This is a genomic window from Micromonospora sp. DT178, assembly GCF_049841695.1.
GTDB lineage: Bacteria > Actinomycetota > Actinomycetes > Mycobacteriales > Micromonosporaceae > Micromonospora.
In genome coordinates, this window is record NZ_JBNCKV010000011.1 from 1 (window position 1) to 25936 (window position 25936).

The 25936-nt window shown below is 73.8% G+C and carries 28 protein-coding genes and 1 tRNA gene; 23 read left to right on the forward strand and 6 right to left on the reverse strand.

Going from position 1 to position 25936, the window contains the following annotated elements; translation table 11 throughout:
• The first annotated feature begins 629 nt into the window (after window positions 1-629).
• From fdh to ACLQ22_RS20865, 9 genes are all read left to right on the forward strand, one after another.
• Entirely contained in the window at window positions 630-3929 is a 3300-nt protein-coding gene (gene fdh / locus ACLQ22_RS20825; protein WP_425693773.1) for a formate dehydrogenase, read from the forward strand.
• Window positions 3919-5082 (forward strand): 4Fe-4S dicluster domain-containing protein, encoded by a 1164-nt coding sequence (locus ACLQ22_RS20830; protein WP_425693774.1) that lies wholly within the window; start codon window positions 3919-3921, stop codon window positions 5080-5082. Before fdh ends, ACLQ22_RS20830 begins: the two co-directional genes overlap by 11 nt.
• Complete coding sequence (gene nrfD, locus ACLQ22_RS20835; protein ID WP_425693775.1) at window positions 5079-6254, forward strand: NrfD/PsrC family molybdoenzyme membrane anchor subunit; 1176 nt, start codon at window positions 5079-5081, stop codon at window positions 6252-6254. The genes ACLQ22_RS20830 and nrfD overlap by 4 nt, the downstream gene beginning before the upstream one ends.
• Window positions 6255-6299: 45 nt before the next feature.
• Window positions 6300-6395, forward strand: a tRNA-Sec gene (locus ACLQ22_RS20840).
• Window positions 6396-6414: 19 nt separating this feature from the next.
• Window positions 6415-7719: an L-seryl-tRNA(Sec) selenium transferase gene (gene selA / locus ACLQ22_RS20845; RefSeq protein ID WP_425693950.1), complete on the forward strand. Its 1305-nt coding sequence runs from the start codon at window positions 6415-6417 to the stop codon at window positions 7717-7719.
• Between the two features lie 3 nt (window positions 7720-7722).
• Complete coding sequence (gene selB, locus ACLQ22_RS20850) at window positions 7723-9486, forward strand: selenocysteine-specific translation elongation factor (protein ID WP_425693776.1); 1764 nt, start codon at window positions 7723-7725, stop codon at window positions 9484-9486.
• Between the two features lie 40 nt (window positions 9487-9526).
• Window positions 9527-9724, forward strand: coding sequence for a hypothetical protein (locus ACLQ22_RS20855; protein ID WP_089000292.1), 198 nt, complete (start codon window positions 9527-9529; stop codon window positions 9722-9724).
• A 1-nt stretch (window position 9725) separates the two neighbouring features.
• Window positions 9726-11015 (forward strand): hemolysin family protein, encoded by a 1290-nt coding sequence (locus ACLQ22_RS20860; protein ID WP_425693777.1) that lies wholly within the window; start codon window positions 9726-9728, stop codon window positions 11013-11015.
• Between the two features lie 52 nt (window positions 11016-11067).
• Window positions 11068-11253 carry a hypothetical protein gene (locus tag ACLQ22_RS20865; protein WP_148710079.1) on the forward strand — a complete coding sequence of 62 codons (186 nt, stop codon included), beginning with the start codon at window positions 11068-11070 and terminating at the stop codon, window positions 11251-11253.
• 40 nt (window positions 11254-11293) lie between these two features.
• On the opposite strand, the gene ACLQ22_RS20870 is transcribed toward ACLQ22_RS20865, so the two are convergent.
• The gene (locus tag ACLQ22_RS20870) at window positions 11294-11944 is read right to left on the reverse strand and encodes a hypothetical protein (RefSeq protein WP_425693778.1); all 651 of its coding nucleotides are present in this window, start codon (window positions 11942-11944) and stop codon (window positions 11294-11296) included.
• 120 nt (window positions 11945-12064) lie between these two features.
• On the opposite strand from ACLQ22_RS20870, the gene ACLQ22_RS20875 reads away from it, so the two are divergent.
• On the forward strand, window positions 12065-12268 hold the full coding sequence (locus ACLQ22_RS20875) for a hypothetical protein (protein ID WP_132237737.1): 204 nt from the start codon (window positions 12065-12067) through the stop codon (window positions 12266-12268).
• Here ACLQ22_RS20875 and ACLQ22_RS20880 read toward each other — a convergent pair.
• The 5 genes from ACLQ22_RS20880 to ACLQ22_RS20900 form a co-directional block, all read right to left on the reverse strand.
• A complete protein-coding gene (locus ACLQ22_RS20880; protein WP_425693779.1) occupies window positions 12265-12744 on the reverse strand; it encodes a hypothetical protein in 480 nt (159 codons plus the stop codon). The two genes, ACLQ22_RS20875 and ACLQ22_RS20880, sit on opposite strands and share 4 nt — an antisense overlap.
• On the reverse strand, window positions 12741-12953 hold the full coding sequence (locus ACLQ22_RS20885; protein ID WP_101409922.1) for a phosphatidylethanolamine-binding protein: 213 nt from the start codon (window positions 12951-12953) through the stop codon (window positions 12741-12743). Before ACLQ22_RS20885 ends, ACLQ22_RS20880 begins: the two co-directional genes overlap by 4 nt.
• Before the next feature lie 139 nt (window positions 12954-13092).
• Complete coding sequence (locus ACLQ22_RS20890; RefSeq protein ID WP_425693780.1) at window positions 13093-13440, reverse strand: transcriptional regulator; 348 nt, start codon at window positions 13438-13440, stop codon at window positions 13093-13095.
• Complete coding sequence (locus ACLQ22_RS20895; protein ID WP_425693781.1) at window positions 13437-14132, reverse strand: hypothetical protein; 696 nt, start codon at window positions 14130-14132, stop codon at window positions 13437-13439. The genes ACLQ22_RS20890 and ACLQ22_RS20895 overlap by 4 nt, the downstream gene beginning before the upstream one ends.
• 54 nt (window positions 14133-14186) lie before the next feature.
• A complete protein-coding gene (locus ACLQ22_RS20900) occupies window positions 14187-15068 on the reverse strand; it encodes a universal stress protein (RefSeq protein ID WP_425693782.1) in 882 nt (293 codons plus the stop codon).
• 119 nt (window positions 15069-15187) lie between these two features.
• Here ACLQ22_RS20900 and ACLQ22_RS20905 point away from each other — a divergent pair, with 119 nt between their 5' ends.
• From ACLQ22_RS20905 to ACLQ22_RS20965, 13 genes are all read left to right on the forward strand, one after another.
• Window positions 15188-15934 carry an SAM-dependent methyltransferase gene (locus ACLQ22_RS20905; protein ID WP_425693783.1) on the forward strand — a complete coding sequence of 249 codons (747 nt, stop codon included), beginning with the start codon at window positions 15188-15190 and terminating at the stop codon, window positions 15932-15934.
• 277 nt (window positions 15935-16211) lie between these two features.
• A complete protein-coding gene (locus ACLQ22_RS20910; RefSeq protein ID WP_425693784.1) occupies window positions 16212-17390 on the forward strand; it encodes a PP2C family protein-serine/threonine phosphatase in 1179 nt (392 codons plus the stop codon).
• 53 nt (window positions 17391-17443) lie between these two features.
• Window positions 17444-17914, forward strand: a complete 471-nt coding sequence (locus ACLQ22_RS20915; protein ID WP_425693785.1) for a MarR family transcriptional regulator — start codon at window positions 17444-17446, stop codon at window positions 17912-17914.
• A gap of 312 nt (window positions 17915-18226) precedes the next feature.
• Window positions 18227-18868: a CDP-alcohol phosphatidyltransferase family protein gene (locus ACLQ22_RS20920; RefSeq protein ID WP_425693786.1), complete on the forward strand. Its 642-nt coding sequence runs from the start codon at window positions 18227-18229 to the stop codon at window positions 18866-18868.
• On the forward strand, window positions 18865-19809 hold the full coding sequence (locus ACLQ22_RS20925) for a DUF881 domain-containing protein (RefSeq protein WP_425693787.1): 945 nt from the start codon (window positions 18865-18867) through the stop codon (window positions 19807-19809). Before ACLQ22_RS20920 ends, ACLQ22_RS20925 begins: the two co-directional genes overlap by 4 nt.
• Window positions 19806-20138 (forward strand): small basic family protein, encoded by a 333-nt coding sequence (locus tag ACLQ22_RS20930; protein WP_089000302.1) that lies wholly within the window; start codon window positions 19806-19808, stop codon window positions 20136-20138. Before ACLQ22_RS20925 ends, ACLQ22_RS20930 begins: the two co-directional genes overlap by 4 nt.
• A 10-nt stretch (window positions 20139-20148) precedes the next feature.
• Window positions 20149-21126 carry a DUF881 domain-containing protein gene (locus tag ACLQ22_RS20935; protein ID WP_425693788.1) on the forward strand — a complete coding sequence of 326 codons (978 nt, stop codon included), beginning with the start codon at window positions 20149-20151 and terminating at the stop codon, window positions 21124-21126.
• A gap of 54 nt (window positions 21127-21180) precedes the next feature.
• Window positions 21181-21561, forward strand: coding sequence for a glycine cleavage system protein GcvH (gcvH, locus tag ACLQ22_RS20940; protein ID WP_425693789.1), 381 nt, complete (start codon window positions 21181-21183; stop codon window positions 21559-21561).
• A gap of 214 nt (window positions 21562-21775) precedes the next feature.
• Complete coding sequence (odhI, locus tag ACLQ22_RS20945) at window positions 21776-22228, forward strand: oxoglutarate dehydrogenase inhibitor Odhl (RefSeq protein WP_089000305.1); 453 nt, start codon at window positions 21776-21778, stop codon at window positions 22226-22228.
• Window positions 22229-22278: 50 nt separating this feature from the next.
• The gene (locus tag ACLQ22_RS20950; RefSeq protein WP_425693951.1) at window positions 22279-22980 is read left to right on the forward strand and encodes a MerR family transcriptional regulator; all 702 of its coding nucleotides are present in this window, start codon (window positions 22279-22281) and stop codon (window positions 22978-22980) included.
• Between the two features lie 176 nt (window positions 22981-23156).
• Complete coding sequence (locus tag ACLQ22_RS20955; protein ID WP_101409915.1) at window positions 23157-23621, forward strand: bifunctional nuclease family protein; 465 nt, start codon at window positions 23157-23159, stop codon at window positions 23619-23621.
• Between the two features lie 187 nt (window positions 23622-23808).
• The gene (locus ACLQ22_RS20960; protein WP_121398360.1) at window positions 23809-24393 is read left to right on the forward strand and encodes a MerR family transcriptional regulator; all 585 of its coding nucleotides are present in this window, start codon (window positions 23809-23811) and stop codon (window positions 24391-24393) included.
• A gap of 326 nt (window positions 24394-24719) precedes the next feature.
• Window positions 24720-25934 (forward strand): nitric oxide synthase oxygenase, encoded by a 1215-nt coding sequence (locus ACLQ22_RS20965; RefSeq protein WP_425693952.1) that lies wholly within the window; start codon window positions 24720-24722, stop codon window positions 25932-25934.
• The last annotated feature ends 2 nt before the right edge of the window (window positions 25935-25936 follow it).

Here is a 25936-nt window from a genome sequence, read left to right on the forward strand (position 1 = left end):
CCGGAGTACTCGACGACGGCGTTCCTGAAGGGCCTCAAGCAGGTCGACGGCTGGCAGGACATGCCCCTGACGAAGGCGGCGCAGACGGTGCAGGTGTCGGCGTACCCGGACCACTACGCCCAGTGGGAGCAGCAGGCCGCCGACCTCGTCGCCGAACACTGGAACAGCTGACACAGAACAGCTGACCCGACAACAACCTGACACAGACTTTCCACCACAAGGGGGATCGCCGGCCGGCACCGTTGACTCGGTGCCGGCCGGCGGCACATCCGCGCCGGTGGAACATCGCGGGCCGTCGGCTGGTTGAATGAGGTGTCGGTGTGTCCAGTGTCCCCGGGCCTCACCTAAATTGCCTTCGCGGAATACCGTCCGGCTGGAGCCGCGTCGCGCCACTCGCCGAGAGGCGACCTGCACACCGACACCGGCGCCGCCCCCGAGCCTCCGGGCCCGGGGGCGGCGCTGTCTTCGCCCCCGCCGGTGCCGCTCATGGTGTCGAGCAGCAACCCCCGCAGCGCGGGGGAGTGGGCGACCGCCGGGTGGCGATCCGCGGCACGGGTCGCGGTCCCGCGCGGCCTGGCCTATGTTCATGTTGGCGGCGTCGGACGGGCCGGGAGAGGGGGGTGCCGCGCGTGGGCCTGCGGACCTTCATCCAGGGCTGGCCGGTCTACCGGCAACTCACCGGCACCGACCCGCTGGGCCGGGGCGCCGCGGCGCAGTCCGGCCGCTCGGCGGAGTTGACCGCCCGCACCGAGACCGCCGACAGCGTGGCGCGTTCGGTGTGCCCCTACTGCGCGGTCGGCTGCGGTCAGCGCGTCTTCGTCAAGGACAACGAGGTCACCCAGATCGAGGGCGACCCGGACAGCCCGATCTCCCGGGGCCGGCTGTGCCCGAAGGGATCGGCCAGCAAGAGCCTCGTCACCAGCCCTCTGCGGCAGACGAAGGTCCGCTACCGGCGGCCCTACGCCACCGAGTGGGAGGATCTGGAGCTCGACGTCGCGCTCGACATGATCGCCGACCGGATCCTCGCCGCGCGCGCGGAGACCTGGGAGGACGTCGACGCGCAGGGCCGGCCGCTCAACCGCACGCTGGGCATCTCCAGCCTGGGCGGGGCGACGCTGGACAACGAGGAGAACTACCTCATCAAGAAGCTGTTCACGGCGATGGGGGCGCTCCAGATCGAGAACCAGGCGCGCATTTGACACTCCGCCACCGTCCCCGGTCTGGGGGCCAGCTTCGGTCGCGGTGGCGCGACGGACTTCCAGCAGGACGTCGCCAACGCTGACGTCATCGTCATCCAGGGCTCGAACATGGCCGAGGCCCACCCGGTGGGCTTCCAGTGGGTGATGGAGGCCAAGCGGCGCGGCGCCAAGGTGTTCCACGTCGATCCGCGGTTCACCCGCACCAGTGCGGTGGCCGACACGTACCTGCCGATCCGTGCGGGCTCCGACATCGCGCTGCTCGGTGGCGTGGTGCGCTACATCCTGGAGAACGAGCTGGACTTCCGGGAGTACGTGCTGGCGTACACCAACGCCGCGACGATCGTCAGCGAGCGCTTCGTCGACACCGAGGACGGCGACGGCTTCTTCTCGGGGTTCGACCCGGAGACGGGCAGCTACGTCCAGGACTCCTGGCAGTACGCGGGCCACGAGTCGGACTCCGGCAGCGGGCACACCGCGAAGGAGCGGGACACCGCCGCCGGGCTGCGCCACGAGTCGCACGGCGCCGAGGTGGGCGGGCAGGTCGAGCGGGACGAGACGTTGCAGCATCCACGCTGCGTCTACCAGATCCTCAGGCGGCACTTCGCCCGCTACACCCCGGAGATGGTGGAGCGGGTCTGCGGCATCCCCCGGGAGAAGTTCCTGGAGCTGGCCGAGGCATGGACGGCCAACTCGGGCCGGGAGCGCACCGGCGTGCTGATCTACTCCGTGGGGTGGACGCAGCACAGCGTCGGCGTGCAGTACATCCGCACCGGCGCGATCATCCAGCTGCTGCTGGGCAACATGGGCCGCCCCGGCGGGGGCATCCTGGCGCTGCGCGGGCACGCCAGCATCCAGGGCTCCACCGACATCCCGACGCTGTTCAACCTGCTCCCCGGCTATCTGCCGATGCCGCACCACGCCGACCATCCCACCTTCGACGAGTGGGTGGACAGCATCCGCCACCCGGGCCAGAAGGGCTTCTGGGGCAACGCCCGCGCCTACGCGGCGAGCCTGCTCAAGGCGTACTGGGGGGACGCGGCGGCCCCCGAGAACGACTTCTGCTACGGGTACATGCCCCGGATGACCGGCGACCACGGGACGTACCAGCAGGTGCTGAACATGATCGACGGGAAGGTGCGGGGCTACTTCCTGCTCGGCCAGAACCCGGCGGTCGGCTCGGCGCACGGCCGGGCGCAGCGCCTGGGCATGGCCAACCTGGACTGGCTGGTGGTCCGCGACCTGTTCATGATCGAGAGCGCCACGTTCTGGCGCAACAGTCCCGAGGTCGCCACCGGCGAGATCGTGCCGGAGCAGTGCAAGACGGAGGTGTTCTTCCTGCCGGCCGCCTCGCACGTGGAGAAGGAGGGCACCTTCACCCAGACCCAGCGGCTGCTGCAGTGGCGGGAGAAGGCCGTCGACCCGCCGGGCGACGCCCGCTCCGAGCTGTGGTTCTTCTACCATCTGGGGCGCCGGCTGCGGGAGAAGCTGGCCGGCTCCGACCTGCCGCGCGACCGGGCGCTGCTCGACCTGGCCTGGGACTATCCCACGCACGGCCCGCACGCCGAGCCGAACGCCGAGGCGGTGCTGCGCGAGATCAACGGCTACGAGGTGGCGACCGGCCGCCCGCTGTCCGCGTTCGCCGAGGCCCGCGACGACGGCTCCACCGCCGTCGGCTGTTGGATCTACTCCGGGGTGTACGCCGACGGCGTCAACCAGGCGGCGCGGCGCCGGTCGCGCCACGAGCAGGACTGGGTGGCCGCCGAGTGGGGCTGGGCGTGGCCGGCGAACCGGCGCACCCTCTACAACCGGGCCTCGGCGGACCCGCAGGGCCGGCCGTGGAGCGAACGCAAGCGCTATGTGTGGTGGGACCCGGACGCCGGGGAGTGGACCGGCTACGACGTGCCGGACTTCGAGCGGACCAAGCCGCCAACGTACCGGCCGCCGCAGGGCGCGTCCGGCCCGGAGGGGATCGCCGGCGACGACCCGTTCGTCATGCAGGGCGACGGCAAGGGCTGGCTGTACGCGCCCAGCGGCGTGTTGGACGGCCCGCTGCCGACGCACTACGAGCCGGCCGAGTCGCCGGTGCGCAACCCGTTCTACCGGCAGCAGGCCAATCCGACCCGCAAGGTGTACGCGCACCCGGTGAACTCGGTGAACCCGAGCCCGCCGCAGGAGCACAGTCAGGTCTTCCCGTACGTGTTCACGGTCAGCCGGCTCACCGAGCACCACACGGCGGGCGGGATGAGCCGCACGGTGCGGCCCCTGGCGGAGCTGCAACCGGAGATGTTCGTCGAGGTGTCCCCGGAGTTGGCCGCGGAGGCGGGCCTGGCGCACCTGGGCTGGGCGCACCTGGTCAGCGGGCGGGCGGTCATCGAGGCGAAGGTGCTGGTCACCGACCGGCTCAGCCCGCTGCGCGTGGACGGTCGGGTGATCCACCAGGTGTGGCTGCCGTACCACTTCGGGTTCGAGGGCCTGGTGACCGGCGACTCGGCCAACGACCTGTTCGGGATCACCCTGGACCCGAACGTGCTGATCCAGGAGAGCAAGATCGGTACCTGTGACGTGCGGCCCGGTCGGCGGCCCACCGGCCCGGCCCTGCTGGACCTGGTGGCGGACTACCAGCGGCGGGCGGGCATCGTTCCCGGCCGCCCGGCCCCGACGCTCACCCCGGGGGCGGTTCCCCCGCCGGCTCCCGCCGACGGCGCCGGGGAGGGCCGCGATGCTTCCTGACCCGCACAGCCTGTCCGGGCCGCTGGATCCCGCCCCGGAGGCCGGCTGGACCGACGCCCCGCCCCGGATGGGCTTCTTCACCGACACCAGCGTCTGCATCGGCTGCAAGGCGTGCGAGGTGGCCTGCAAGGAGTGGAACGACGTCCCCGGCTCGGGGCTGGACCTGCTCGGCATGTCGTACGACAACACCGGCGCGCTGACAGCGAACTCGTGGCGGCACGTCGCGTTCGTCGAGCAGCCCCGCCCGGCCGGGCACCGCAGCCCGCCGTTCGCCGGCACGCCGACGGGCGGCTCGGTCAGCGCCTCGTCGGCGGCGGTGGCCGCCGGCGTGGGCAATCCGACCGGCACCGAGCCGGGGGTGCCGCCGGGCGCGGCGGACGCGGCCGCACGCATGGCCGGCGGCACCGGCTCGGGGACCGGCACCGGCGGCGCGAGCAGCACCGGCAGGGGCACGGGCCCCGCCAGCACCAGCACGGACACGGGCCCCGCCGGCACGGGCACGGCCGACCGGACCGGCGGGCCGGAGTTCCTGGGGATGCCCGGGGCACAACCGCCGGGGCGCGCGGGGGGCGCGGAGGGGCGCACCGACTTCCGCTGGCTGATGATGTCCGACGTCTGCAAGCACTGCACCCACGCGGCCTGCCTCGACGTCTGCCCGACCGGCTCGTTGTTCCGCACCGAGTTCGGCACGGTGGTGGTGCAGGAGGACATCTGCAACGGCTGCGGCTACTGCATCTCCGCTTGCCCGTACGGCGTCATCGACCAGCGCAAGGGCGACGGCCGGGCGTGGAAGTGCACGCTGTGCTACGACCGGATCGGCGCGGGCGGGACTCCCGCCTGCGCGCAGGCGTGTCCCACCGAGTCCATCCAGTACGGCCCCCTCGACGAGCTGCGGGAGCGGGCCGCGGCCCGGGTGGCAACCCTGCACGAGCGGGGCGTGCCCGAGGCGCGGCTCTACGGGCACGACCCGGGCGACGGGGTCGGCGGCGACGGCGCGTTCTTCCTGCTGCTCGACGAGCCCGAGGTGTACGGGCTGCCGCCGGACCCGGTGGTCACCACCCGGGACCTGCCGAAGATGTGGAAGCGGGCGGGCCTGGCCGCGCTCGCGATGGCGGCGGCGGCCGTGGCCGCGTTCGTGGGAGGTTCCTCGTGACCGCGGATCGCCCGGTCGGCGACCTGTTCCGCCGATTCCTCGACCGCCTCGACGGCGGCACGGGGGCGGGTGGCGCGCGGCTGGCCGGCGATGGGACGGACGCGCCGGGCGTGGGCCGCCCGGCCGGGGGCGACGCGCCCGGGGCGGTCGCGCCGCGGGGCGACGCGCCCGTGCCCGGGACGCCCGCCAGGCGCGGGCGGCGGCGGGGCCGGCGTGGCGGCGAGGAGCTGGCCGTCCCGGAGGCCGAGTTCACCTCCTACTACGGCCGTCCCATCCTCAAGGCGCCGGTCTGGAAGTGGGACATCGCCGCGTACCTGTTCACCGGCGGGCTGGCGGCCGGCTCGTCGCTGCTCGCGGCGGGCGGGCAGCTCACCGGCCGGCCCGCGTTGCGCCGCGCCGGCCGGGTCGCCTCGCTGGCGGCGGTCACCGCCAGCACCGTCTTCCTGATCAAGGATCTGGGGCGGCCCGCCCGGTTCCACCACATGCTGCGGGTGGCCAAGCCCACCTCGCCCATGTCCGTGGGCACCTGGATCCTCAGCGTCTTCGGTCCGGCCGCGGGGATCGCGGCGGTCGCCGAGGGCGCGTCGTGGCTGCCCGGGCGGGGCCTGCCGGGGCTCGTCCGCCGGGCGCTGCCGCCGGTCGGGCACGCCGCCGGGCTGGCCGCCGCGGCGACCGCGCCGGCGCTGGCCACGTACACCGGGGTGCTGCTGGCCGACACGGCGGTGCCGTCCTGGCACGAGGCGTACCCGGAGCTGCCGGTCATCTTCGCGGGCAGCGCCCTGGCCAGCGGCGCGGGAGTGGGACTGATCGCCGCGCCCGCCGCGCAGGCCGGGCCCGCCCGCCGGATGGCGGTGGCGGGCGCGGCCCTGGAGCTGTACGGCGCGCACCGGGTGGAGACCCGCCTCGGGCTGCTCAGTGAGCCCTACCGCACCGGTCGGGCCGGTCGACTGCTGCGTGCCGGGCGGGCCCTGACGGCGCTCGGGGTGGCCGGAGCGCTGCTGGGCCGGCGCAGCCGGACGCTCTCCGCGCTGTCCGGGGTGGCTCTGCTGGGCGCCTCGGTGGCGACCCGGTTCGGCATCTTCGAGGGCGGCGTGGCCTCGGCGAAGGATCCGAAGTACACGGTGGTGCCGCAGCGGGAGCGCCTCGAGCGGCGCCGCGCCGCCGAGGGCTGACGCCCTCCCGCGCACGCCCGCCGGGCCTGTGGTTCACTGCTGCGTGGAGGCGTTCAGGCGGCTGGTGCCCCTCCCGGTCTTCAAAACCGGTGTGGTCCGGGATCCGGGCCAGGCGGGTTCGATTCCCGTCCGTCTCCGCCACGCTGCGGAAGTGAGGACCATGGGGGACGTCGCGGCCGATCCGCGCCGGCGGGTGCCGCGCACCGACGCGCTGCTCGCCGACCCCCGGCTGACCGCCGCGGCGGGCGCCCTGGGACGGGAGCGGGTCAAGGCCGCCGTCCACCGCGCCCAGGAGCGCGCCCGCCGGGGCGAGATCACCCCCGAGGCGGTACGCGACGCCGCGCTGGCCGCCCTGCCCGCGCCGGCGCCCCGGGCGGTGCTCAACGCCACCGGGGTGGTGCTGCACACCAACCTGGGTCGCGCCGCGCTGTCGCCCGCCGCCGTCGCGGCGGTCGTCGCCGCCACCGGGCACACCGACGTCGAGCTGGACCTGCGCACCGGGCGGCGGGCCCGGCGCGGACGCGACGCCCTCGACGCCCTCGCGGCGGCGGTGCCCGACGCCGGCGCGGTGCACGTGGTCAACAACGGCGCCGCCGCGCTGGTGCTCGCCGCCACCGCGCTGGCCGCCGACGCCGAGATCGTCGTCAGCCGGGGCGAGCTGGTGGAGATCGGCGACGGGTTCCGCCTGCCCGACCTGCTGGAGAGCACCGGCGCCCGGCTGCGCGAGGTCGGCACCACCAACCGCAGCACCCTCGACGACTACGCCGCCGCGATCGGTCCCCGTACCGGCTTCGTGCTCAAGGTGCACCCGTCGAACTTCCAGGTCACCGGCTTCACCTCCGCCGTGCCGGTGCGGCGGCTGGCCACCCTCGGCGTCCCCGTGGTCGCCGACATCGGCTCCGGGCTGCTCGCGCCCGACCCGCTGCTGCCCGCCGAGCCGGACGCCGCCAGCACTTTGCGGGCCGGGGCGGCGCTGGTCACCGCCAGCGGCGACAAGCTGCTCGGCGGCCCGCAGGCCGGGCTGCTGCTCGGTGCCGCCGACCTCGTCGAACGGCTGCGCCGGCACCCCCTGGCCCGGGCGTTGCGGGTGGACAAGCTGACCCTCGCCGCGCTCGCCGCCACCCTCGGCGATCCGGCCACCCCCACCCGGGCCGCGCTGCACGCCGACCCGGGCGCGCTGCGGGCGCGCACCGAGCGGCTGCGCGACGCGCTCGCCGCCGACGGGTGCGAGGCGCAGGTGGTGCCCGCCGGGGCGGTTGTCGGCGGCGGTGGAGCCCCCGGCGTCGAGCTGGCCTCGTGGGCGCTCAGCCTGCCCGAGCGGTACGCGTCTCCGCTGCGCGTCGGCGACCCGCCGGTGCTGGGCCGGGTGCTGCGCGGGCGGCTGCTGCTGGACCTGCGCTGCGTCCCCGCCGACGCCGACGCGGCGCTGCGCGCCGCCGTGCTGCGGGTGCCCGGGGAGGGCTGAGGCGTGTTCGTGGTGGCCACCGCCGGGCACGTCGACCACGGCAAGTCGACCCTGGTCCGGGCGCTGACCGGGATGGAACCCGACCGGTGGGCCGAGGAACGCCGCCGGGGCATGACCATCGACCTCGGCTTCGCCTGGAGCACGCTGCCCTCGGGCGCCACGGTCGCGTTCGTCGACGTGCCGGGGCACGAGCGGTTCGTGCCGAACATGCTCGCCGGCGTCGGCCCGGTGCCCGCCGCGCTGGTCGTCGTCGCCGCCGACGAGGGCTGGATGCCGCAGTCGGCCGAGCACCTGGCGGCGCTGGACGCGCTCGGGGTGTCGTACGGCCTGCTGGTGGTGACCCGCGCGGACCTGGCGGATCCGGGGCCGGCGACGGCCCGCGCCCGGGCGGAGCTGGCCGCCACCTCCCTGGGCGCGGTCGACGCGGTCGCCGTCAGCGCGGTGACCGGCGCCGGCCTGCCGCAGCTGCGTGCGGCGCTGGACCGGCTCGCCGCCCGGCTGCCCGCCCCACGGGCCGACGCCCCGGTACGGCTGTGGGTGGACCGCGCCTTCACCGTGCGCGGCGCCGGCACCGTGGTGACCGGCACCCTCGGCGCCGGCCGGCTGCGGGTGGGCGACGAGCTGGAGCTGGCCGGCAGCGCGGAGGCGGTGCGGGTACGCGGCCTGCACTCCCTCGGCGTGGCCCGGCCCGAGGTCGACCCGGTCGCCCGGGTGGCGGTGAACCTGCGCGGCACGCCCCGGGACCGCCTGGGGCGCGGCGACGCGCTGCTGACCCCCGGCCGGTTCCACCGCACGGACCTGCTGGACGTCCGGCTGGCCGGCGACCCGACCGGGGACCTGCCGGCCACCCTCACCCTGCACATCGGCGCGGCGGCGGTGCCGGCGCGGGTCCGGCCGCTCGGCCCGGACACGGCCCGGCTGCGGCTGGCCCGGCCACTGCCGCTGCTGGTCGGGGACCGGGCGCTGCTGCGTGACCCGGGCCGGCACCACGTCGCCGGCGGGGTGACCGTGCTGGACGTGGCGCCGCCGCCGCTGAACCGCCGGGGCGCGGCGGTGGCCCGCGCGGCCGTGCTGGCGACGGTGGACGGCCGCCCCGACCTGGCCGGGGAGCTGCGCCGGCGGCGACTGGCGCGGGCCGCCGACCTGATCCGCACCGGCGTCGAGGTCACCGGCCGGCCGGTCGCCGGCGACTGGCTGGCCGACCCGGAGCACTGGCGCAGCCTCGGCGCCCGGCTGGTCGAAGAGGTCGCCCGGCACGCCCGGGAGCACCCGCTGGAGCCGGGCGCCCCGGTCGAGCTGCTGCGGCAGCGCCTCGGCCTGCCCGAGCGGGCGCTGGTCGAGGCGCTGGTCCGGCCGCCGCTGCGGCTGCGCGCCGGCCGGGTCAGCGCGTCGGCGGTCGACGCGCTGCCGGAGCCGGTGGCCCGGGCCGTGGCCCGGGTGCGCGCCGAGTACGCCGACCGCCCGTTCCGCGCCCCCGAGGCCGAGCACCTCGCCGACCTGGGGCTGGGTCCCCGGGAGATCGGCGCGGCCGTACGGGCGGGCGCGCTGCTGCGGCTCGCCGAGAACGTGGTGCTGCTGCCCGGCGCGGCCGACGACGCCGTGCGGGTGCTGGCCGGGCTGCCCCAGCCGTTCACGCTCAGCGCCGCGCGGCGGGCGTTGGACACCACCCGCCGGGTCGCGGTGCCGCTGCTGGAGCTGCTGGACCGCCGCGGCGTCACCCGGCGGCTGCCCGACGACGCGCGGGTCGTGGTGACGGCCGGGTCCTGAAGCCGCCCCGGCGGGGCCGGCGGTCGCCTAGCGTGGCGCCATGGACCCTTCCGCGGTCTGGCGGGACAGGCAGCACAAATGGCGGATCGAGGCGTACCGGGCGCCGGACCTGCGTTTCGCGATCTTCGCGACCAACGGCACCACCGAGTCCGCGCCGCTGTGGCTGTTCGGGATGTCGGCGCTGGCACGGTGGCTGATGACGCACAAGATCTCCCTCGACGACCTGGAGGTCGACTGACATGGGGGCGCAGCTCGGTCAGCTGGCGTTGGTGGCGGTGCTGGTGCTGGTCAACGCGGCCCTGTCGGGCAGCGAGATGGCGTTGGTGACGCTGCGCGAGGGGCAGGTGCGGCAGTTGGGCCGGCGCAGCGGGTCGGGGGAGCGGCTGGCCCGGCTGGTCCGCGACCCCAACCGGTACCTGGCGACCATCCAGCTCGGCATCACCCTCGCCGGGTTCCTCGCCTCCGCCGCCGCCGCGATCTCCCTGGCCGAGCCGCTGGTGGGGCCGCTGGGCTTCCTGGGCGGGGCCGCGCGCGGCGTCGCGGTCGTCCTGGTCACCGTGCTGCTGACGTTCGTCACCCTGGTCGTCGGCGAACTGGCCCCCAAACGGTTGGCGATGCAGCGCGCGGAACGCTGGGGGCTGGTCAGCGCCGGCCCGCTGGACCTGCTGGCCCGGCTGTCCCGGCCGGCGGTCTGGTTGCTCAGCAAGGCCACCGACGTGGTGGTGCGGCTCGCCGGCGGGGACCCGCGCGCCAGCCGGACGGAGATGACCGAGGACGAGCTGCGGGAGATCCTGGTCAGCCAGCGGGGCCTGTCCGCGCAGCAGCGGGAGATCCTCACCGGCGCGTTCGACATCGCCGGCCGGACGCTGCGGGACATCCTGGTGCCCCGGCTGGACGTGACGGTGCTCCCCGCGACGCTGCCTGCCGCCGACGGGCTGCGCCGCCTCGCCGCCGCCGGCCGCTCCCGCGCCCCGGTCGTCGGGCCGGGTGGGCTCGACGAGGTACGGGGCGTGGTGCACATCCGCGAACTCGTCGAGGCGGACGTGGTGACGGTCGCCGACCGGGCCCGTCCGCCGTTGCTGCTGCCCGGCACCCTGCCCGTCTCCGACGCGCTGCGCGAGCTGCGGCTGTGCCACCAGCAGCTCGCCCTCGTCGTCGACGAGCACGGCGGGGTCGACGGCATGATCACCTTGGAGGACCTGTTGGCGGAGGTCGTCGGGGAGCTGTACGACGAGACCGACCGGGACGTGACCGGGGTGACCCGGGAACCGGACGGCTCGCTGCTGGTGCCCGGCGACTTCCCGCTGCACGACCTGGCCGACGTCGGCGTGCGCCTGCACTTCCGGCCGTCGCGGGAGTACACGACGGTGGCCGGGCTGGTCCTGGCCGGGCTGGGGCACCTGCCGACCGGACCGGGGGAGACCGTGCACCTGCCCGGGCTGACCGTCGAGGTGGTGGAGGTGTCCGGCCGTACGATCCGCCGGGTCCGGCTGCGCGGCTTCCCCGCCGGCCCCGACCCGGTCGGGTGACGGCGGGCCGAACCACCACGAACGGCGCGGAGGCGGACGTACGGTCCGGTACGTGAAAGACCGAGGGATGCGGACGTTCGTCACCGTGCTGGCCGGGCTCGCGGTGATCTACTTCGGCACCACCGGACGCAGCGAGGAGGACGGCCGCGGCGTGTCGGGCGGCCTCGTCGTGCTCGCGCTGCTGGCGGCGCTGCTGGTGTGGCACCTGACGAAGCCGGGCGACAAGACGGCCAAGTAGGCCGCGAGCCGCAGCACGTCCCGTTCCCGGGCGGTCAGCGTCAGGTGGCGGCGGCGCGGGTGACCTCACCGGCGGACTCCTCGCCGAGGGCCACCCGGACCAACGCCGAGGCGAGCCGGCCGAAGTCGGCCGGTTCGACCAGCCCGGCCAGCCGCTCCGCCGAGCCGGGCAGGCCGAGGCGTTTCGCGCCGGCCAGGGCCCGCCGGTCGGCGTACGGGCGCAGGTCGGGCCAGGCCACCTGCGCCTCGCGCAGGAAGATGTCGGCGCCGGTGGGGCCGATGCCGGGGAACTCCGTCAGCAGCCGGCGCAGCCCGGCCGGTTCACCACCGGCGTCGCGGTGCAGCCGGCGCAGGTCGCCCCGCCAGCGGTCCAGGCACAGCCGGGCGCCGGTGCCGAGCATCGTCGAGGTCCGCTCGTCGTAGCGGCGGTAGTGGCCCCGGCCCAGCGCGTCGACCCGGTCCTGCCAGCTCGCCGCCTCCATCGCCTGCGGGGTCCGGTAGCCGGCGGCGAAGAGTTCCCGCGCGGCGGCCACGGCCACCCCCGCCCGGATCCGGGCGCTCAGCAGCGTGGCGAGCACCAGCAGCTGGTAGAGCGGGGCGGGCCGGTCGGCGAGCGTGATGCCCGCCTCCTCGGCGTACGTGCGGCCCCGGCGGTCCAGCAGGACCCGCGCCACCTTCCGGTCGTCGCCCATCCTCGGGGTGTACCCGCCCTGCGCCCGGCCACCCCTGCGACCGTCCGCCCCGGCGGGTATGCCGCCGGGGCGGACGGGTAACCGGCGTGGGACACGGTCGGACCCCGGAAGGAGAAACCCGTGGTGAACCCGCAGCAGGAGGAATTCCGCCGCAACAACAAGGGCGCCACCAGCCAGGACAGCAAGGGCCCCAACCCCGCGGGGCACCCGCGCAACCGCGGCTCGTCCCACGGCGACGAGGGGCGCCCGGTGCCCCGGGGGCAGGTGTCGCCGTACGGCCCGGCCACCGAGCCGGTCGCCGACGACGAGAGCGCCCGGGGCTAACAGCCCCGGCCCGAGACGGGCGGCCGCAGCCGGTTCCAGGTGGCTGCGGCCGCCACGCCGTACGCGAGGTGCGGCACGAGGTCGGCCAGCCAGTCCGACCGGCGCCACGTGCGCGGATCGGTCACCCCCAGCACGGTCATCGACCCGTCGGACATCGTCATCACGGCACCGCCGAGCACCCCGGCGGCCAGCGGCAGCGGCATCCGGTGGCCCCGGGCGAGTAGGGCGTACCCGACTCCCGCCGCGACGCCGATTCCGTAGCCGAGCAGGGGCCCGAGGCCCGAGCGGCGGTTCGCCGCCCGGTCCTCGGGCCCCAAATCCACGTGCGCCACCTGGGCCACCCGCCCGGCGCTCTCCTCCGGGGTGCTGCTCGCCGGCCGCGCCCGGAGCACCATGTCGAGGTAGCTGACCACGTTCAGGGCGGTGCTGCCGACCGCGCCGGCGATCGCCCCGTCGGCCAGGTTCGTCGCCCTCACTTCGGGTCGCCCGGTTCGCGTTCGCCCTTGGGGCCGTAGACCCGCTCGCCGCGGACGACCCCCCGCTGCCCGCGGTCGGACTGCAGGATCCGGTTGGCCACGTCGTTGGCCTTGTCGTCCGGCACCCGCCGTCCCGAATCGTCGATCGCGTTCCGGATGCGTGCCCGCTGCTTGTCGTACGCGTTGCTGCCCGGCCGTGGTCCTGGCATCACTGCCTCCTCCGGTCGTCGTCGCCGTTGGCGTACCGCGGTCGTCTACCCGCCTGCGCGGGGACCAACCGCGCGACCGGTCCGCCGCACGGTCGCCGTGCGCCGGGTGGCGGGGATGGCTGGTCGGCCGACGTTGTCGCTACTGTCCGTTGGTGGTCTCCACGCGGGCGATGAGCTGCTTGAGTCGCGCGATCTCGTTGGCGAGCGCGGTGGTGCCGGTGGCGGTGAGGGTGATCCAGGTGCGACCGCGCCGGCCCTCGTAGCCCTTCTCGACCTCGATCAGGCCGGCCGATTCCAGCACGCTGAGGTGCTTGGAGAGGTTGCCGGCGGTCAGCTCGAGGTGGGTGCGAAGGTAGCCGAACTCGACCCGGTGGGCCTCGTGCGCGATGGTCAGGATGCCCAGCCGTGCCCGCTGGTGCACCACCTCGTCCAGCCCGGTGACCGGGTGCCCGGCATCCGGGTCCGGGGTGCCGGGCGCGGCTGTCACCGCTGCCGCCTGCGGGCCGCCCTGAAGAACCCGACGGCGCCGAGCAGCAGCACCGCGCCGCTGATGGCTTGCGGCACCGCGAATCGGGCCTGAAGTCCCCAGCCTGCCAGTCCCCAGCCCTCGTTCATCGGCAGCACCAGCAGCACCAGGGCCAGGTAGGCGAGGGTGAACAGCAGCAGCCCGATGTTGCGCTCGATCCGGGCCAGCACCACCAGCGCGATACCGATCATGCTCCAGGGTGAGACCAGCCGGTCCAGCACCAGCCACCAGTACGAGAGTGGCTGCATCGGCTCCGGGTGGCTCGGAAAATACAGGGCCGCGGCTACCCACGCGGCGGTGAACACGACGGTCGTCGCGGCGCCGGCGATCACGTACGGCAACACCCGGGCACCCAGCCCGCGTGCCCGGGCAGCCCGCACATAGGAGACGGCGATCGCCGCGTAGGCGAGCAGGAGCGCCGGCGGCCAGTAGTACAGCACGCCCCGGCGGGCGAATTCGCAGCTGGTGTCGGGGTGGCAGTGCACCGTCATGCCGAGCCAGTCGAACGGGATCCCGACGAACGTCACTCCGGCCAGCACAAGCAGCGCGACCCAGGTCATCCGTTGGTCGAGACGTACCCGGTGCGCCAGGGAGCGAACCTCGGACAGCAGCCGGCGGGGATCGCCGCCGGCGGATATCGGCTCAGTAGTCATGCCAATAGGTTTCCACAGCAAACCTGTCGGCGCTAGTGCCAGATTGGCGCTCGTTCAGCTTGGCGCGCGGATCACCGCGACCGGGCAGTCGGCGTGATGCAGCAGCGACTGGCTCACCGAGCCCAGCAGCAGCCCGGTCAGCTCCCCGCGCCCCTGCCGGCCGACCACCAGCAGTTGGGCCCGCCGGGACGCCTCGGCGAGCACGGTGGTGGGGCGGCCCCGGGTGGTCTCCCGGCTGACCGGCACGTCCGGCCACCGCTGGGTGAGCCCCGCCAGCGACTCGGCGACCACCCGCTCCTCCTCGGAACGCAGTTCGGTGTCGTCGTACACCAGTGGTCGCATGTCCCCGGGTCCGGTGGAGGTCGGATGCCGGTAGGCGTGCACCGCGACCAGCGCCGCGCCGCGTACCGACGCCTCCTCCACGGCGAACTCCGCGGCGAGCCGGGCCGTCTCGGAGCCGTCCACGCCGACGACCACGGGCCCGTCGGGGTGGTCGGTGCCCCGGGCGACCAGCACGGGACAGTCGGCGTACGCGGCGACCTGCACCGCGACGGACCCGACCACCAGTGCGGAGAAGCCGCCGAGCCCCCGGTCGCCGAGCACGATCATCGCGGCGGCCGGCGACTCGCCGAGCAGCACCGCGGCGGCCTCGCCGTCGATGATCTCGCCGGAGATCCGCAGCCCGGGCACCGCCGCCTCGGCCTCGTCCGTGGCGGCGGCGACGACCTGCTCCGCCTGGTGCCGCAGGCCGGCACCGGGCGGGCCGCCGGCGGGGGCGTCGACCGGCACGCGCAGCAGGGGCCAGATGAAGGCGTGCACGATCCGCAGCGGCCGGTGCCGGCGGGCGGCCTCGACGGCGGCGAGCCGCACGGCGCGCAGCGCCGAGTCCGAGCCGTCCACGCCGACGACCACCGCCGCGCCGTTCGCCGAGTTCACCGCCCACCTCCCGCCGGTTCCCGGCCAGTATCGCGGCCGGGAACCTGTCGGCGGGCCGATACCGCGCAGCCCGACCGGTGGGTACGCTGTCCACGCCCACCGGGGAGGGAGCGTCGTCGATGGTTGAGCCGGACCAGCCGAGCACCGCGCGGATGATCGACTTCTGGCTCGGCGGGGAGCACCACTACCCGGTCGACGTGGCGGCCGCCCGCGACTTCGAGCGGGCGTACGGGGCGTGCGCGCCGGTCTTCCGCGAGCTGCGCGCCTTTCTCGGCCGGGCGGTCCGGGCGATGGCCGCGCGGGGGGTGGACAGCTTCCTCGTCTTCGGCGCCGGGGTGCCCACGATGGGCAACGTGCACGAGGTCGCCCCGGAGGCCACCGTTCTCTACACCGACGTCGACCCGGTCACCATCCGCCTCGGCCAGCGCCTGCTGGCCGGCAGCGACCGGGCCGGCTACGGCTACGGCGACGCCACCGACATCGGCACGGTCGACCGGGCCCAGCTGCACCGGTTCGTGCCGGGGTGGGGGAGGAGGCCGGTCGGCGTGGTCTTCCTCGGTCTGGCCGCGTTCCTCGACGACGAGACACTGGCCCGCACCCTCGACGAGCTCTACGCGGCCACCGCGCCGGGCAGCCTGCTCGCCGTCGACTTCGACACGGAGGAACTGGCCGGCTTCCCGGAGGCCCTCGCGATGATGGGCCCGGCGTTCCGGATGCGCCCGCCGGCCGCGTTCGTGCCGCTGCTGGGCCGCTGGACGCCCACCGAGGACGGCATCGTCCCGATCGCCCGGTGGCGTCCGGACGGCCCGCCGGCCCAGCTGCCAGACGCCTTCCACGGCGGGCTCGCCGTCCGCTCGCCGGCCTGACCGACGCCACCGCAGATCCGGCCGACGCCCGAGGCCCCGGCCGCTGTGGCGGCAACCGGCCGCCTCCCGAGCACCCGGTTGCGGCCGCAGCCCCCTCGGCCCCGCAGCCCCCGGCCGCCGCGCCGGCGCCGCCCGAACCGACCTGGCCCCCGCGCCGTGCGTCCGTCCGCGCCCGGGGTGTGGCGGCCGGCCCCCTGCCGTGCGCCCGCCCGCCCGGAGGACGGGGGAGGGGCCTCCGTATGATGCTTGCCCTACGGCAAGCTTCCGGAGGATGATCATGTTGGAGGCACCGGGCCAGGTCTCGCGTGCGCTTCGTGCGGCCCCGCCCGACCAGGTGGTGGAGGCGGCGGACCGGGCCATCCGGTCCGTCCTGGGCGCCTCGCGTACGGACGTGTTCATCGCGGACTACCGGATCACCGGGCTCTGGCCGGTGCTCGACGCGGACCTCTCCGACGGCGGCTTCCTCGCCTGTCACGACGCGGCGCAGCGCTGCTTCAGCAGCCAGCAGCCGGTGACCGATGCCGACGACGAGGGCCGGTGCCGGCTCTACCTGCCGCTGTCGGTGTGGGGGGAGCGGCTGGGCGTGCTCCTGGTCGAGCTGCCCGCTCCGCCCGGTCCGGACGTCGTCGAGCGGGCCGCGGACATCGCCGGCGAGTTGGCGGTCGTGCTGCGCGCGGCGGACCGGGAGACCGACCGCTACCGCCGGGTCCGCCGACGGGAGCGGCTCAGCATGGCCGCCGAGATGCAGTGGGAACTGCTGCCGGGGCGCGGCGTGAGCCACGCGGCGTTCGAGCTCGCCGGCCAGCTGGAGCCGGCGTACACGGTGGGTGGGGACCACTTCGACTGGTCCGTGGACGACGACCGGCTCACCGTGACGGTGCTCAACGGCGCCGGCATCGGGCTGGCGGCGGCGCTGCTGACCGCCGTCACCGTGAACGCGCTGCGCAACGCCCGGCGCTCCGGAGGCAGCCTCGTGGAGCAGGCCGAGTTGGCCTCCGACACGGTCTTCTACCAGCACCGCGGCCGCCGGTACGTGGCCACGCTGCTGCTCGAACTGGACACCGTCACGGGCCGGGTGCGGGCGGTGGACGCCGGCTCCCCGCACCTGCTGCGGGTGCGCGGCGGCACGGTGACGCCCATCCAGCTGGAGCAGCAGCTGCCGCTGGGCATGTTCGCCGAGGCCCGCTACGACGTCCAGGAGTTCGAGCTGGAACCGGGGGACCGGCTCTTCGTGGTCAGCGACGGGGTGTGGGCCGCCGACCCCGGGGACCGCGGGGCGTACGGCGAGCGGACGATGGCGCGGGCGATGCGGTCCACGCGGCTGCAACCGCCGGCGGAAGCGGTTGGTACGGTGATGCGCGAACTGCACGCCTGGCACGCGGACGCCGACCTGCGCGACGACGCGGTCGTCGTCTGCCTGGACTGGCGTGGTTCCGCCGGGCGGGGCGACGGGTGAGAGCCGTCGTCGCACCGGCAGGACACGAGCGGGACGATCGCAGGGGACACCGGGTGGAGCGACCTCCGAATCTCGCCGCGGCGATCGACGCCGCCGCCGAGGCGCTCGTCGGTGTGCTCGACTCGGCGGTCTCCCGGCACCAGATGGCCGTCTCCCCGACGCAGCTGCGCGTGCTGTCGCTGATCAGCAACAGGCCGGAGACCAACGTCAACGGCCTGGCCGAGTTGTTGGACGTCGTGCCGTCCTCGGCGAGCCGGCTCTGCGACCGGTTGGAGGCCACCGGGCTGCTGCGCCGGGTGCCCGATCCCCGCGACCGGCGGGAGGTGCGGCTGATGCCGACGGCCGCCGCCGAGACGCTGCTGCGCGAGCTGCAGGAGCGCCGGCACCGGGCGGTGCAGGCCGTGCTGGACCGGATGCCCGGTCGGGCGCAGCACGAGCTGCTGCTGGCGTTGATGGCCTTCGAGCGCGCGGCCACCACCGCCCCGACCGAGTCGCCGGCGGACTCCCGGGCCCGCACCGCCTGACGGATCGTCCCCCTCGTGCACGCGCCTTCCGCCGCTCCACTAGTGTCCTAGGATGCTTTACGGGTAGTGACGCACCACACCCGACGACACCGCCGCCGGCAGGCCGGACGCCTGAGGCCGAAGGAGGCGCCGAGGGCCCGATATAGTGGCAGCGCAACCGGCCCGTGATCGTCACGATCGCGGGCCGATGTCAGGCGAAGGTCCCGTACGGGGGCCGCAGGGGACGCCGGCGGCAGCCGGCCCGACAGCGCCCACGTTCTCCGCGCCGCCGGTCCTCGGCCGGGCGGCGGAGCGTGTCGCGGAGGAGGTTCGGTGTCGCGTCCGCCGGCTCGGGAAGAGCACCCGGGGGCCACCGCCGGCACGGGCGGATCGGCCGTGGGCGACCGGATCCTCACGGTGCCGAACGTCATCAGCTTCGTCCGGTTGCTCGGCGTGCCGCTCTTCCTCTACCTGCTGCTCGTCGCGCACGCCGACGTGGCCGCGGTCGTGGTGCTGGCCATCGGTGGCACCACGGACTGGGTGGACGGCTGGGTCGCGCGCCGGATGCGCCAGGTCAGCCGGCTGGGGGAGCTGCTCGACCCGCTCGCCGACCGGCTCTACATCCTCGCCACGCTGCTCGGCTTCACCGCGCGCGACGTGGTGCCCTGGCAGTTCACCGCGGCGCTGCTGGCCCGGGAGCTGCTCCTGCTCGGTTCGCTGGCGGTGCTGCGTCGGCACGGGTACGGCCCGCCGCCGGTGCACTACGTGGGCAAGACCGCGACCTTCCTGTTGCTGGCCGCCTTCCCGGTCCTGCTGCTCGCCGCGGCGGTGCCGGGCGCCGCGACCGTGGCCGGGGCGATCGGCTGGGGCCTGGCCTGGTGGGGCCTGGTGCTCTACTGGGTGGCCGGCGCGCTCTACGTCGTGCAGGCCGGCCGGCTGGTCAGGGCGGTTCGGGCCGGGGGAGCGCCGGCATGACGGGCGCACCGGGCGAGGGTCGGGGACGCGGCGATCGGGTGTACGCCCCGGACTTCCTCACCGAGCTGTTCCGCAACCCGCTGGATCCCGGGTACGCCGACGCGGCGGCCCGGCGTCGGGAGCGGCAGACGCCGTACCCGGGGTGGCGGCGCTGGTCGGCGCGCTCCGTGACCCTGGTGGTGGCGCTGCTGCTGGGTTTCCTGTTCGCGGTGGCGTACCGGCAGACGCTGGAGGCCGAGCCGGGGCGCAGCCAGGCCCGGTCCGGCCTGGTCGAGCAGATCAAGCAGCGGGAGACGGAGACGGACCGGTTGTCGGTGCGGGCCGACGAGCTGCGGGCGGAGGTGGCACGGCAGCGGGCGGCGGCGCTGGGTGGCTCGGAGGCGGCGCGGTTGCACAACCTGGAGGCGGGCACCGGCCTGGGGCGGGTGCGTGGTGACGGCGTGGTGGTGCGCCTGGCGGACGCGCCGCAGAACCAGGACGCGGTGACCGGCGCGGACGTGGGGCCGTCCCGGGTGATCTACAGCGATCTGCAGGGTGTGGCCAACGACCTGTGGGCGGCGGGGGCGGAGGCGATCGCGATCAACGGTCAGCGGTTGACGGCGATGTCGACGATCCGTTCGGCGGGGCAGGCGATCCTGGTGGACTTCCGGCCGGTGACGGGGCCGTACGAGGTGTCGGCGATCGGTCCGGGGTCGATGCGGGACCGGTACGAGGACAGCCGCAGCGCGTTGACGATGCGGAAGGTGGCTGAGGACACCGGGTTGTCGTTCGGGGTGCGCGAGGCGGAGGACCTCACCCTGCCGGCGGCTCCGGACCCGCGGCTACGCTACGCGCAGCCCTCGGTGAGCCCGACGCCGTCGCCGTCGGGGGCCGACCGTTCCGTCAGTCCTGGGCCGACCGGTTCGAGGACGTCTCCCAGCCCCTCCGGAGGTGGTCGATGATCGCGGTGCTGGCGTTGCTCGCCGGTGTGGTCCTCGGGGTGTGGCTCGACCCCACGGTGCCCACGGCGTTGCAGCCGTACCTGCCGATCGCGGTGGTGGCCGCGTTGGACGCGGTGTTCGGTGGGGTGCGGGCGAAGCTCGACCGGATCTTCGACGACAAGCAGTTCGTGGTGTCGTTCATTTCGAACGTGCTGGTGGCGGGTCTGATCGTGTATCTGGGTGACCAGTTGGGGGTGGGCGGTCAGCTCTCCACCGGCGTGGTGGTCGTGCTCGGGGTGCGGATCTTCGGGAACGTGGCGGCGATCCGTCGGCACCTGTTCCGGGCGTAGGTTGGTGGCGATGAGCAGCGACGAGCACACCGAGACGGGCACGGGTTGGCCGCAGCCGGCGGGTCCGGGGCGGCCGTCGGGTCCGGCGGGGGAGCCCGATCCGCGGCCGGACGCGCCGGATCCGGACGAGTTGAGCCCGTTGGCGCCGGAGCGGTCGGCGCCGCCGGTGGAGCCGCCCGTGCAGGAGCCTGCGGTGGTGGAGCCCGACGACGGCGCGACGGTGGATCTGAGCCGGGCCGCCGAGGCGGGTGGGGTCGCGCCGGCGGTGTCCGGGGGTGGTGGGGCGCCGCGGCGGCGGGTGAGTTCGGCCGGGGTGATGATCGCGGCGTTGCTGGCGTTGCTGGGGTTCACCCTGGTGGTGCAGTTCAAGTCGACGTCGACGGATCCGACGGTGGCGGCGACGCGGCAGGAGGACCTGGTGCGGATCCTGTACGACCTGAATTCGCGGGAGGTCCGGTTGCGGCAGGACATCGCGACGCTGGAGGAGAGTCAGCGGCAGTTGCGTTCGGGTCAGCAGGGTCGGCAGGCGGCGTTGGAGGAGGCGACGCGGCGGGCCGACGAGTTGGGGATCCTGGCGGGGACGCTGCCGGCGACGGGGCCGGGGTTGTCGGTGCGGTTCGAGGCGGGTGAGAAGCCGATCTCGGCGTCGCGGGTGTTGGACGCGGTGCAGGAGTTGCGGGGCGCTGGCGCGGAGGCGATGCAGATCTCGGGTGGTGACCGGGCGACGGTGCGGATCATCGCGTCGACGTTCTTCCTGGACGGGGAGGGCGGGTCGTTGGTGGTGGACGGGCGTCGGTTGACGGGTCCGTTCACGATCACGGTGATCGGTGATCCGGCGACGATGCGTACGGCCTTGAACATTCCTGGCGGGGTGGTGGCGTCGGTGACGGGTGACGGCGGTAAGTTGATCGTTGAGGATCGTGAGGCTGCCGAGGTTTCGGCGCTGCACGCGCCGATCAAGCTGGAACACGCCCGTCCGGTCTCCTGACCGGCGCGGCTCGCACCGGGTTTCCGGTGCGCCGATGGATGAAGGACGCGTCTGGTGATTCCTGAGGATCTGCGGTATACCGCCGAGCACGAGTGGGTGGCGGGTGACGGCGGCGGCACTGTCCGGGTCGGCATCACGCACTTCGCGCAGGACGCCCTGGGTGACATCGTGTACGTCCAGCTGCCCGATGCGGGTGCGGTGGTGGCGGCCGGTGAGTCGTTGGGTGAGATCGAGTCGACGAAGAGCGTGTCGGAGATCTACGCCCCGCTGAGCGGTACGGTGGCGGCGCGCAACGAGGCGCTCGGCGACACCCCTGAGGTGATCAACACCGATCCGTACGGTGCGGGTTGGTTGCTGGAGATCACCCCGGACGATCCGGCGGCGGTCGACGGTCTGCTGTCCGCGGACGCGTATCGTGAGCTCACCGAGAGCTGAGTGCGTCCCCTCCGGGCGTGGCGGGTGTTCCGCGCGTCCGGTTGCCCTGCATTTCGGCGCTGGCTAGGCTCGCCCAGTCGACCGAGAACCAAATAGTTCAGCGTTGCGGAATTGCCTTTCCGGGCACGGGGAGCCAGCCGCCGGGTGTTGGAGTGCCCGGCGGCCAGACCCGCCATTACCCGACGCCGACCGAACAGATCCGTGAGGTGGTCCCATGACGCGCCCAGACGACGAGTTCCCCCCACTCGACGTCACTTCGACGCTCAATCTCGGTTCGCTCGACGAAGTGCTGGAGGGGCCGGACACCGATGTGGTGCCGAGCCGGATGTCCGGTTCGTTGCCGCCGGGTATGGCGCTGCTGGTGGTTCGCCGGGGTCCGAATGCGGGTGCCCGGTTCCTGTTGGATCACGACGTGACGACCAGCGGTCGTCACCCGGACAGTGACATCTTCCTCGACGACGTGACGGTGTCGCGGCGGCACGCCGAGTTCCACCGTGACGGTGGGACGTTCACGGTGCGGGACGTGGGAAGCCTGAACGGCACGTACGTGAACCGGGAGCGGGTCGAGGCGGCCACGTTGAGCAATGGTGACGAGGTGCAGATCGGCAAGTTCCGGGTGGTGTTCATCGCCGGTCCGCGTCCCGAGGAGGGGGCCGGCCGGGGGTGAACGAGCCTGCGGCCTCCACGCCGCCCGAGGCGGCCCGCGCCCGTCCGCTGATGAGCATCGGCGAGGTGCTGGGTCAGCTGCGGGTCGATTTCCCGGACGTGACCATTTCGAAGTTGCGGTTCCTCGAGGCCGAGGGCCTGGTGGAGCCGCAGCGGACGGCGGCGGGTTACCGGAAGTACAGCTGGGACGATGTGGCGCGGTTGCGGTTCGTGCTGACCGCGCAGCGGGACCAGTATCTGCCTTTGCGGGTGATCCGTGACCAGTTGGCGCAGTGGGACGCGTCCGGGGAGTCGCCGGGTCGGCAGCGGCCGACGTTGGTGGCGGTGGGTCCGGACGGTGAGGTTCCGGGGCGGGTGCCGGAGGAGCCGGTCGGGTCGCCGCAGGCGCGGCTCGGCCGGTTGGATCTGGTGGCGCGTAGCGGGATCGACGAGTCGACGCTGGGCGAGTTGGAGCGCCTCGGTGTGGTGGTGTCGGATCCGCCGGGTTGGTACGACGACGATGCGTTGATCATCGCGCGGGCGGTGGCGGGTCTGGCGGCGTACGGGTTGGAGCCGCGGCATCTGCGGGCGTTCCGGACGGCGGCGGATCGGGAGGTTGGTCTGTTCGCGCAGTTGGTGGCGCCGTTGGCGCGGCAGAGTGATCCGGCGGCGCGGGCGCGGGCGGCGGAGACGGCGCGGGAGTTGGTGGCGCTGTCGCAGCAGTTGCATGCGGCGTTGGTGCGGGTGGGGTTGCGGTCGACGTTGGGTCGGTGATCCGGCGGGGGCTGTGCGGAAAGATCTTCCCCGGGAAGCGTGTCGTAGGCTTGCCGGGGTAACCCCTTTCTGGCGCGGGCGTGTGCGGGTAGCGCATGGGACGGCCGTGTCGCGGTCCGTGTACCGTGCAGGGAAGGGCGCGGTGCGGCGTAGGTGACAACGACACGGAGGCGGCGGTGCGCGAGCTGAGCGTGGTCGGAGTTCGGGTGGAGCTGCCCAGCAACCAGCCGATCGTCCTGCTCAGGGAGGTCGAGGGGGACCGCTATCTACCGATCTGGATCGGTGCGGTCGAGGCGACGGCTATCGCCTACGAGCAGCAGGGGGTCAAGCCGGCCCGGCCGCTGACCCATGATCTTCTGCGGGACGTGTTGGCGGCGTTGAAGGCGCCGTTGCGGGCGGTGGAGATCACCGAGTTGAAGGAGAACGTCTTCTACGCGGATCTGTTGCTCGGGGACGGGGTGCGGGTGTCGGCCCGGCCGAGTGATTCCATCGCGTTGGCGTTGCGGGTCGGTGCGCCGATTCGTTGTGCCGAGGAGGTCCTCAGCGAGGCGGGGATCGTGATCCCGGACGAGCAGGAGGACGAGGTGGAGAAGTTCCGCGAGTTCCTGGACCAGGTGCGTCCGGAGGATTTCGCCGGCTGAGTCCGGTCTTCTGCGGGGTGTCACGCTCGGTGATGCTCTGGTGCTGTGGGTGATCTTCGTTGTCGTGTCGCGGCGTGTCGCGGCGGCTCCTGCGGGGCAATTCCTCAAGGCGGCTATAGGGTTGCCGTGTCGAGGGGTGCACGTCCCGGAAACGACGTGTCACCGCACTGGCGGGGAGGTTGTCCGGATGCACGAGCCGCGAGATTCCGATCCGGGTACGGAGCTGGACGAGCCGGGTGTGGCGCCGCCGGGGTGGGCGACCGAGGGTGACGGTGCCGTGGGGTACCGGGGCGTGACGGCCTGCCACGCGGTGGGGATCAGCTACCGGCAGTTGGACTACTGGGCCCGTACGGGGTTGGTGGTGCCGAGTGTGCGCGACGCTTCGGGTTCGGGCACGCAGCGGTTGTATTCGTTCCGGGACCTGGTGGTCCTGAAGGTGGTGAAGCGGCTGCTGGACGCCGGGGTGTCGTTGCAGAACATCCGGAAGGCGATCGAGGCGCTGCGCTCCCGTGGGGTGGAGGACCTGGCGGGCATCACGTTGATCTCCGACGGCACGACCGTGTACGAGTGCCGGTCGCCGGAGGAGGTGGTCGACCTGTTGCAGGGTGGCCAGGGCGTGTTCGGCATCGCGATCGGTGGGGCGTTCAAGGAGATCCAGGGTTCCCTGTCGCACCTGCCGTCGGAGCCGGCGACGTCGGTGGAGCCGCAGGTGGCGGCGGAGCCGGTGGGTGACGAGTTGGCGGCGCGTCGGGCGCGTCGTCGGGCGGGTTGATTCTCCGGCGCCCTTCGTTGGTGTCCTGGGGGCCAGGAGCCGCTGCGGTGATGTCCAATCTGGCCTGCTCGGAGGCAAATGCCCACAGTGGACGCCTTGGGCACGAGTCGCCTTGTTGACAGTCATTGCGTCACCGTGAATCCTGTGTGCGGCGTTCACGATCTTCTGCGTGCATATCACCCTCGGTGATATGCCGTGGCGGTTCGGGGAGGCTGTACGGACGACGCAGAAGGCGATGGCGACGCCTGCCCGACGATCGGATTTGAACGAGAGTGCAGACTGACTATCACGTCGACGCAATGATCTTGGATGCCGGTGAGCGTGCCATGGACGGCAACGCGTCGGGCTGTCCGGTGGCTCATGCCTCCCGGACGCAGGATCCCCTGGTGGAGGACGTGGCGGCGGAGGCCGTCGAGTTCTTGCAGCTCTATCACGCGGAGCGACGGCTGCCGGGCCTGATCGGACGGATCGCGGAGGTCCGGGAGGAGATCGCGCTGACCGGCACGTACCGGCACACCACGGAGGAGTTGGCGTACGGGGCGAAGGTCGCCTGGCGGCAGTCGGTGCGTTGCGTGGGGCGGGTCCGGTGGGCAGGGCTGAAGGTCCGTGACCGACGCGGGGTGACAACGGTGGCGGGCATCTCGCAGGAGTTGGCGCAGCACCTGGCGGTGGCGGACAACGGGGGGCGGATCCAGTCGGTGATGACGGTGTTCGCGCCCGACCGGCCGGGGGTGGGGCCGCGGGCGCGGATCTGGAACGACCAGTTGATCCGGTACTGCGGGCATCGGACGGACGACGGGTCGGTGCGGGGTGATCCGGCGCAGGTGGCGATGACCGATGCGGCGCGGCGTCTGGGGTGGCGTCCGCCGGCGGTACCGGGCCGGTTCGACCTGTTGCCATGGGTGATCGAGACAGCGTATGAGGACCCGACGGTGGTGGAGGTGTCCCGGGACCTCGTCCGGGAGGTCGCCCTGGTGCATCCGGAGTATCCGTGGTTCGAGGATTTGCGGCTGCGTTGGCATGCCCTGCCGGTGATCAGCAACATGCGCTTGCGGATCGGTGGGGTGGACTACAGCTGTGCTCCCTTCAACGGTCACTATCTGAGTGACGAGATCGGTACCCGCAACATGGGGGACCGGAGCCGCTACGACCAGTTGCTGCCGGTGGCCCGGGGGCTGGGGTTGGACACCTCCCGCGAGGACAATTTGTGGCGCGAGCACGCCGTGCTGGTGATCAACCAGGCGGTGTTGCACTCGTTCCGGCTGGCCGGTGTGCGGGTGTCGGATCCGCACACCGAGTCGGAGCAGTTCATGAGGTTCTGTGAGTTCGAGGAGCGGGCGGGTCGGCCGGTGCATGGTGACTGGTCGTGGCTCAACGGCAGTGTGGGGTGGGCGGCGTTGCATGCCGTGCACCACCGCTACTACGACGAGAGGATCCCGAACCCGAACCTGTGGCAGGCGGACCGTGCGTACGGGCCGTCGGGCGTGTTGCAGTCGACCCTGCGGCAGCGTCATGACGTCGCTCGCCGGAAGGAGGTCTGAGG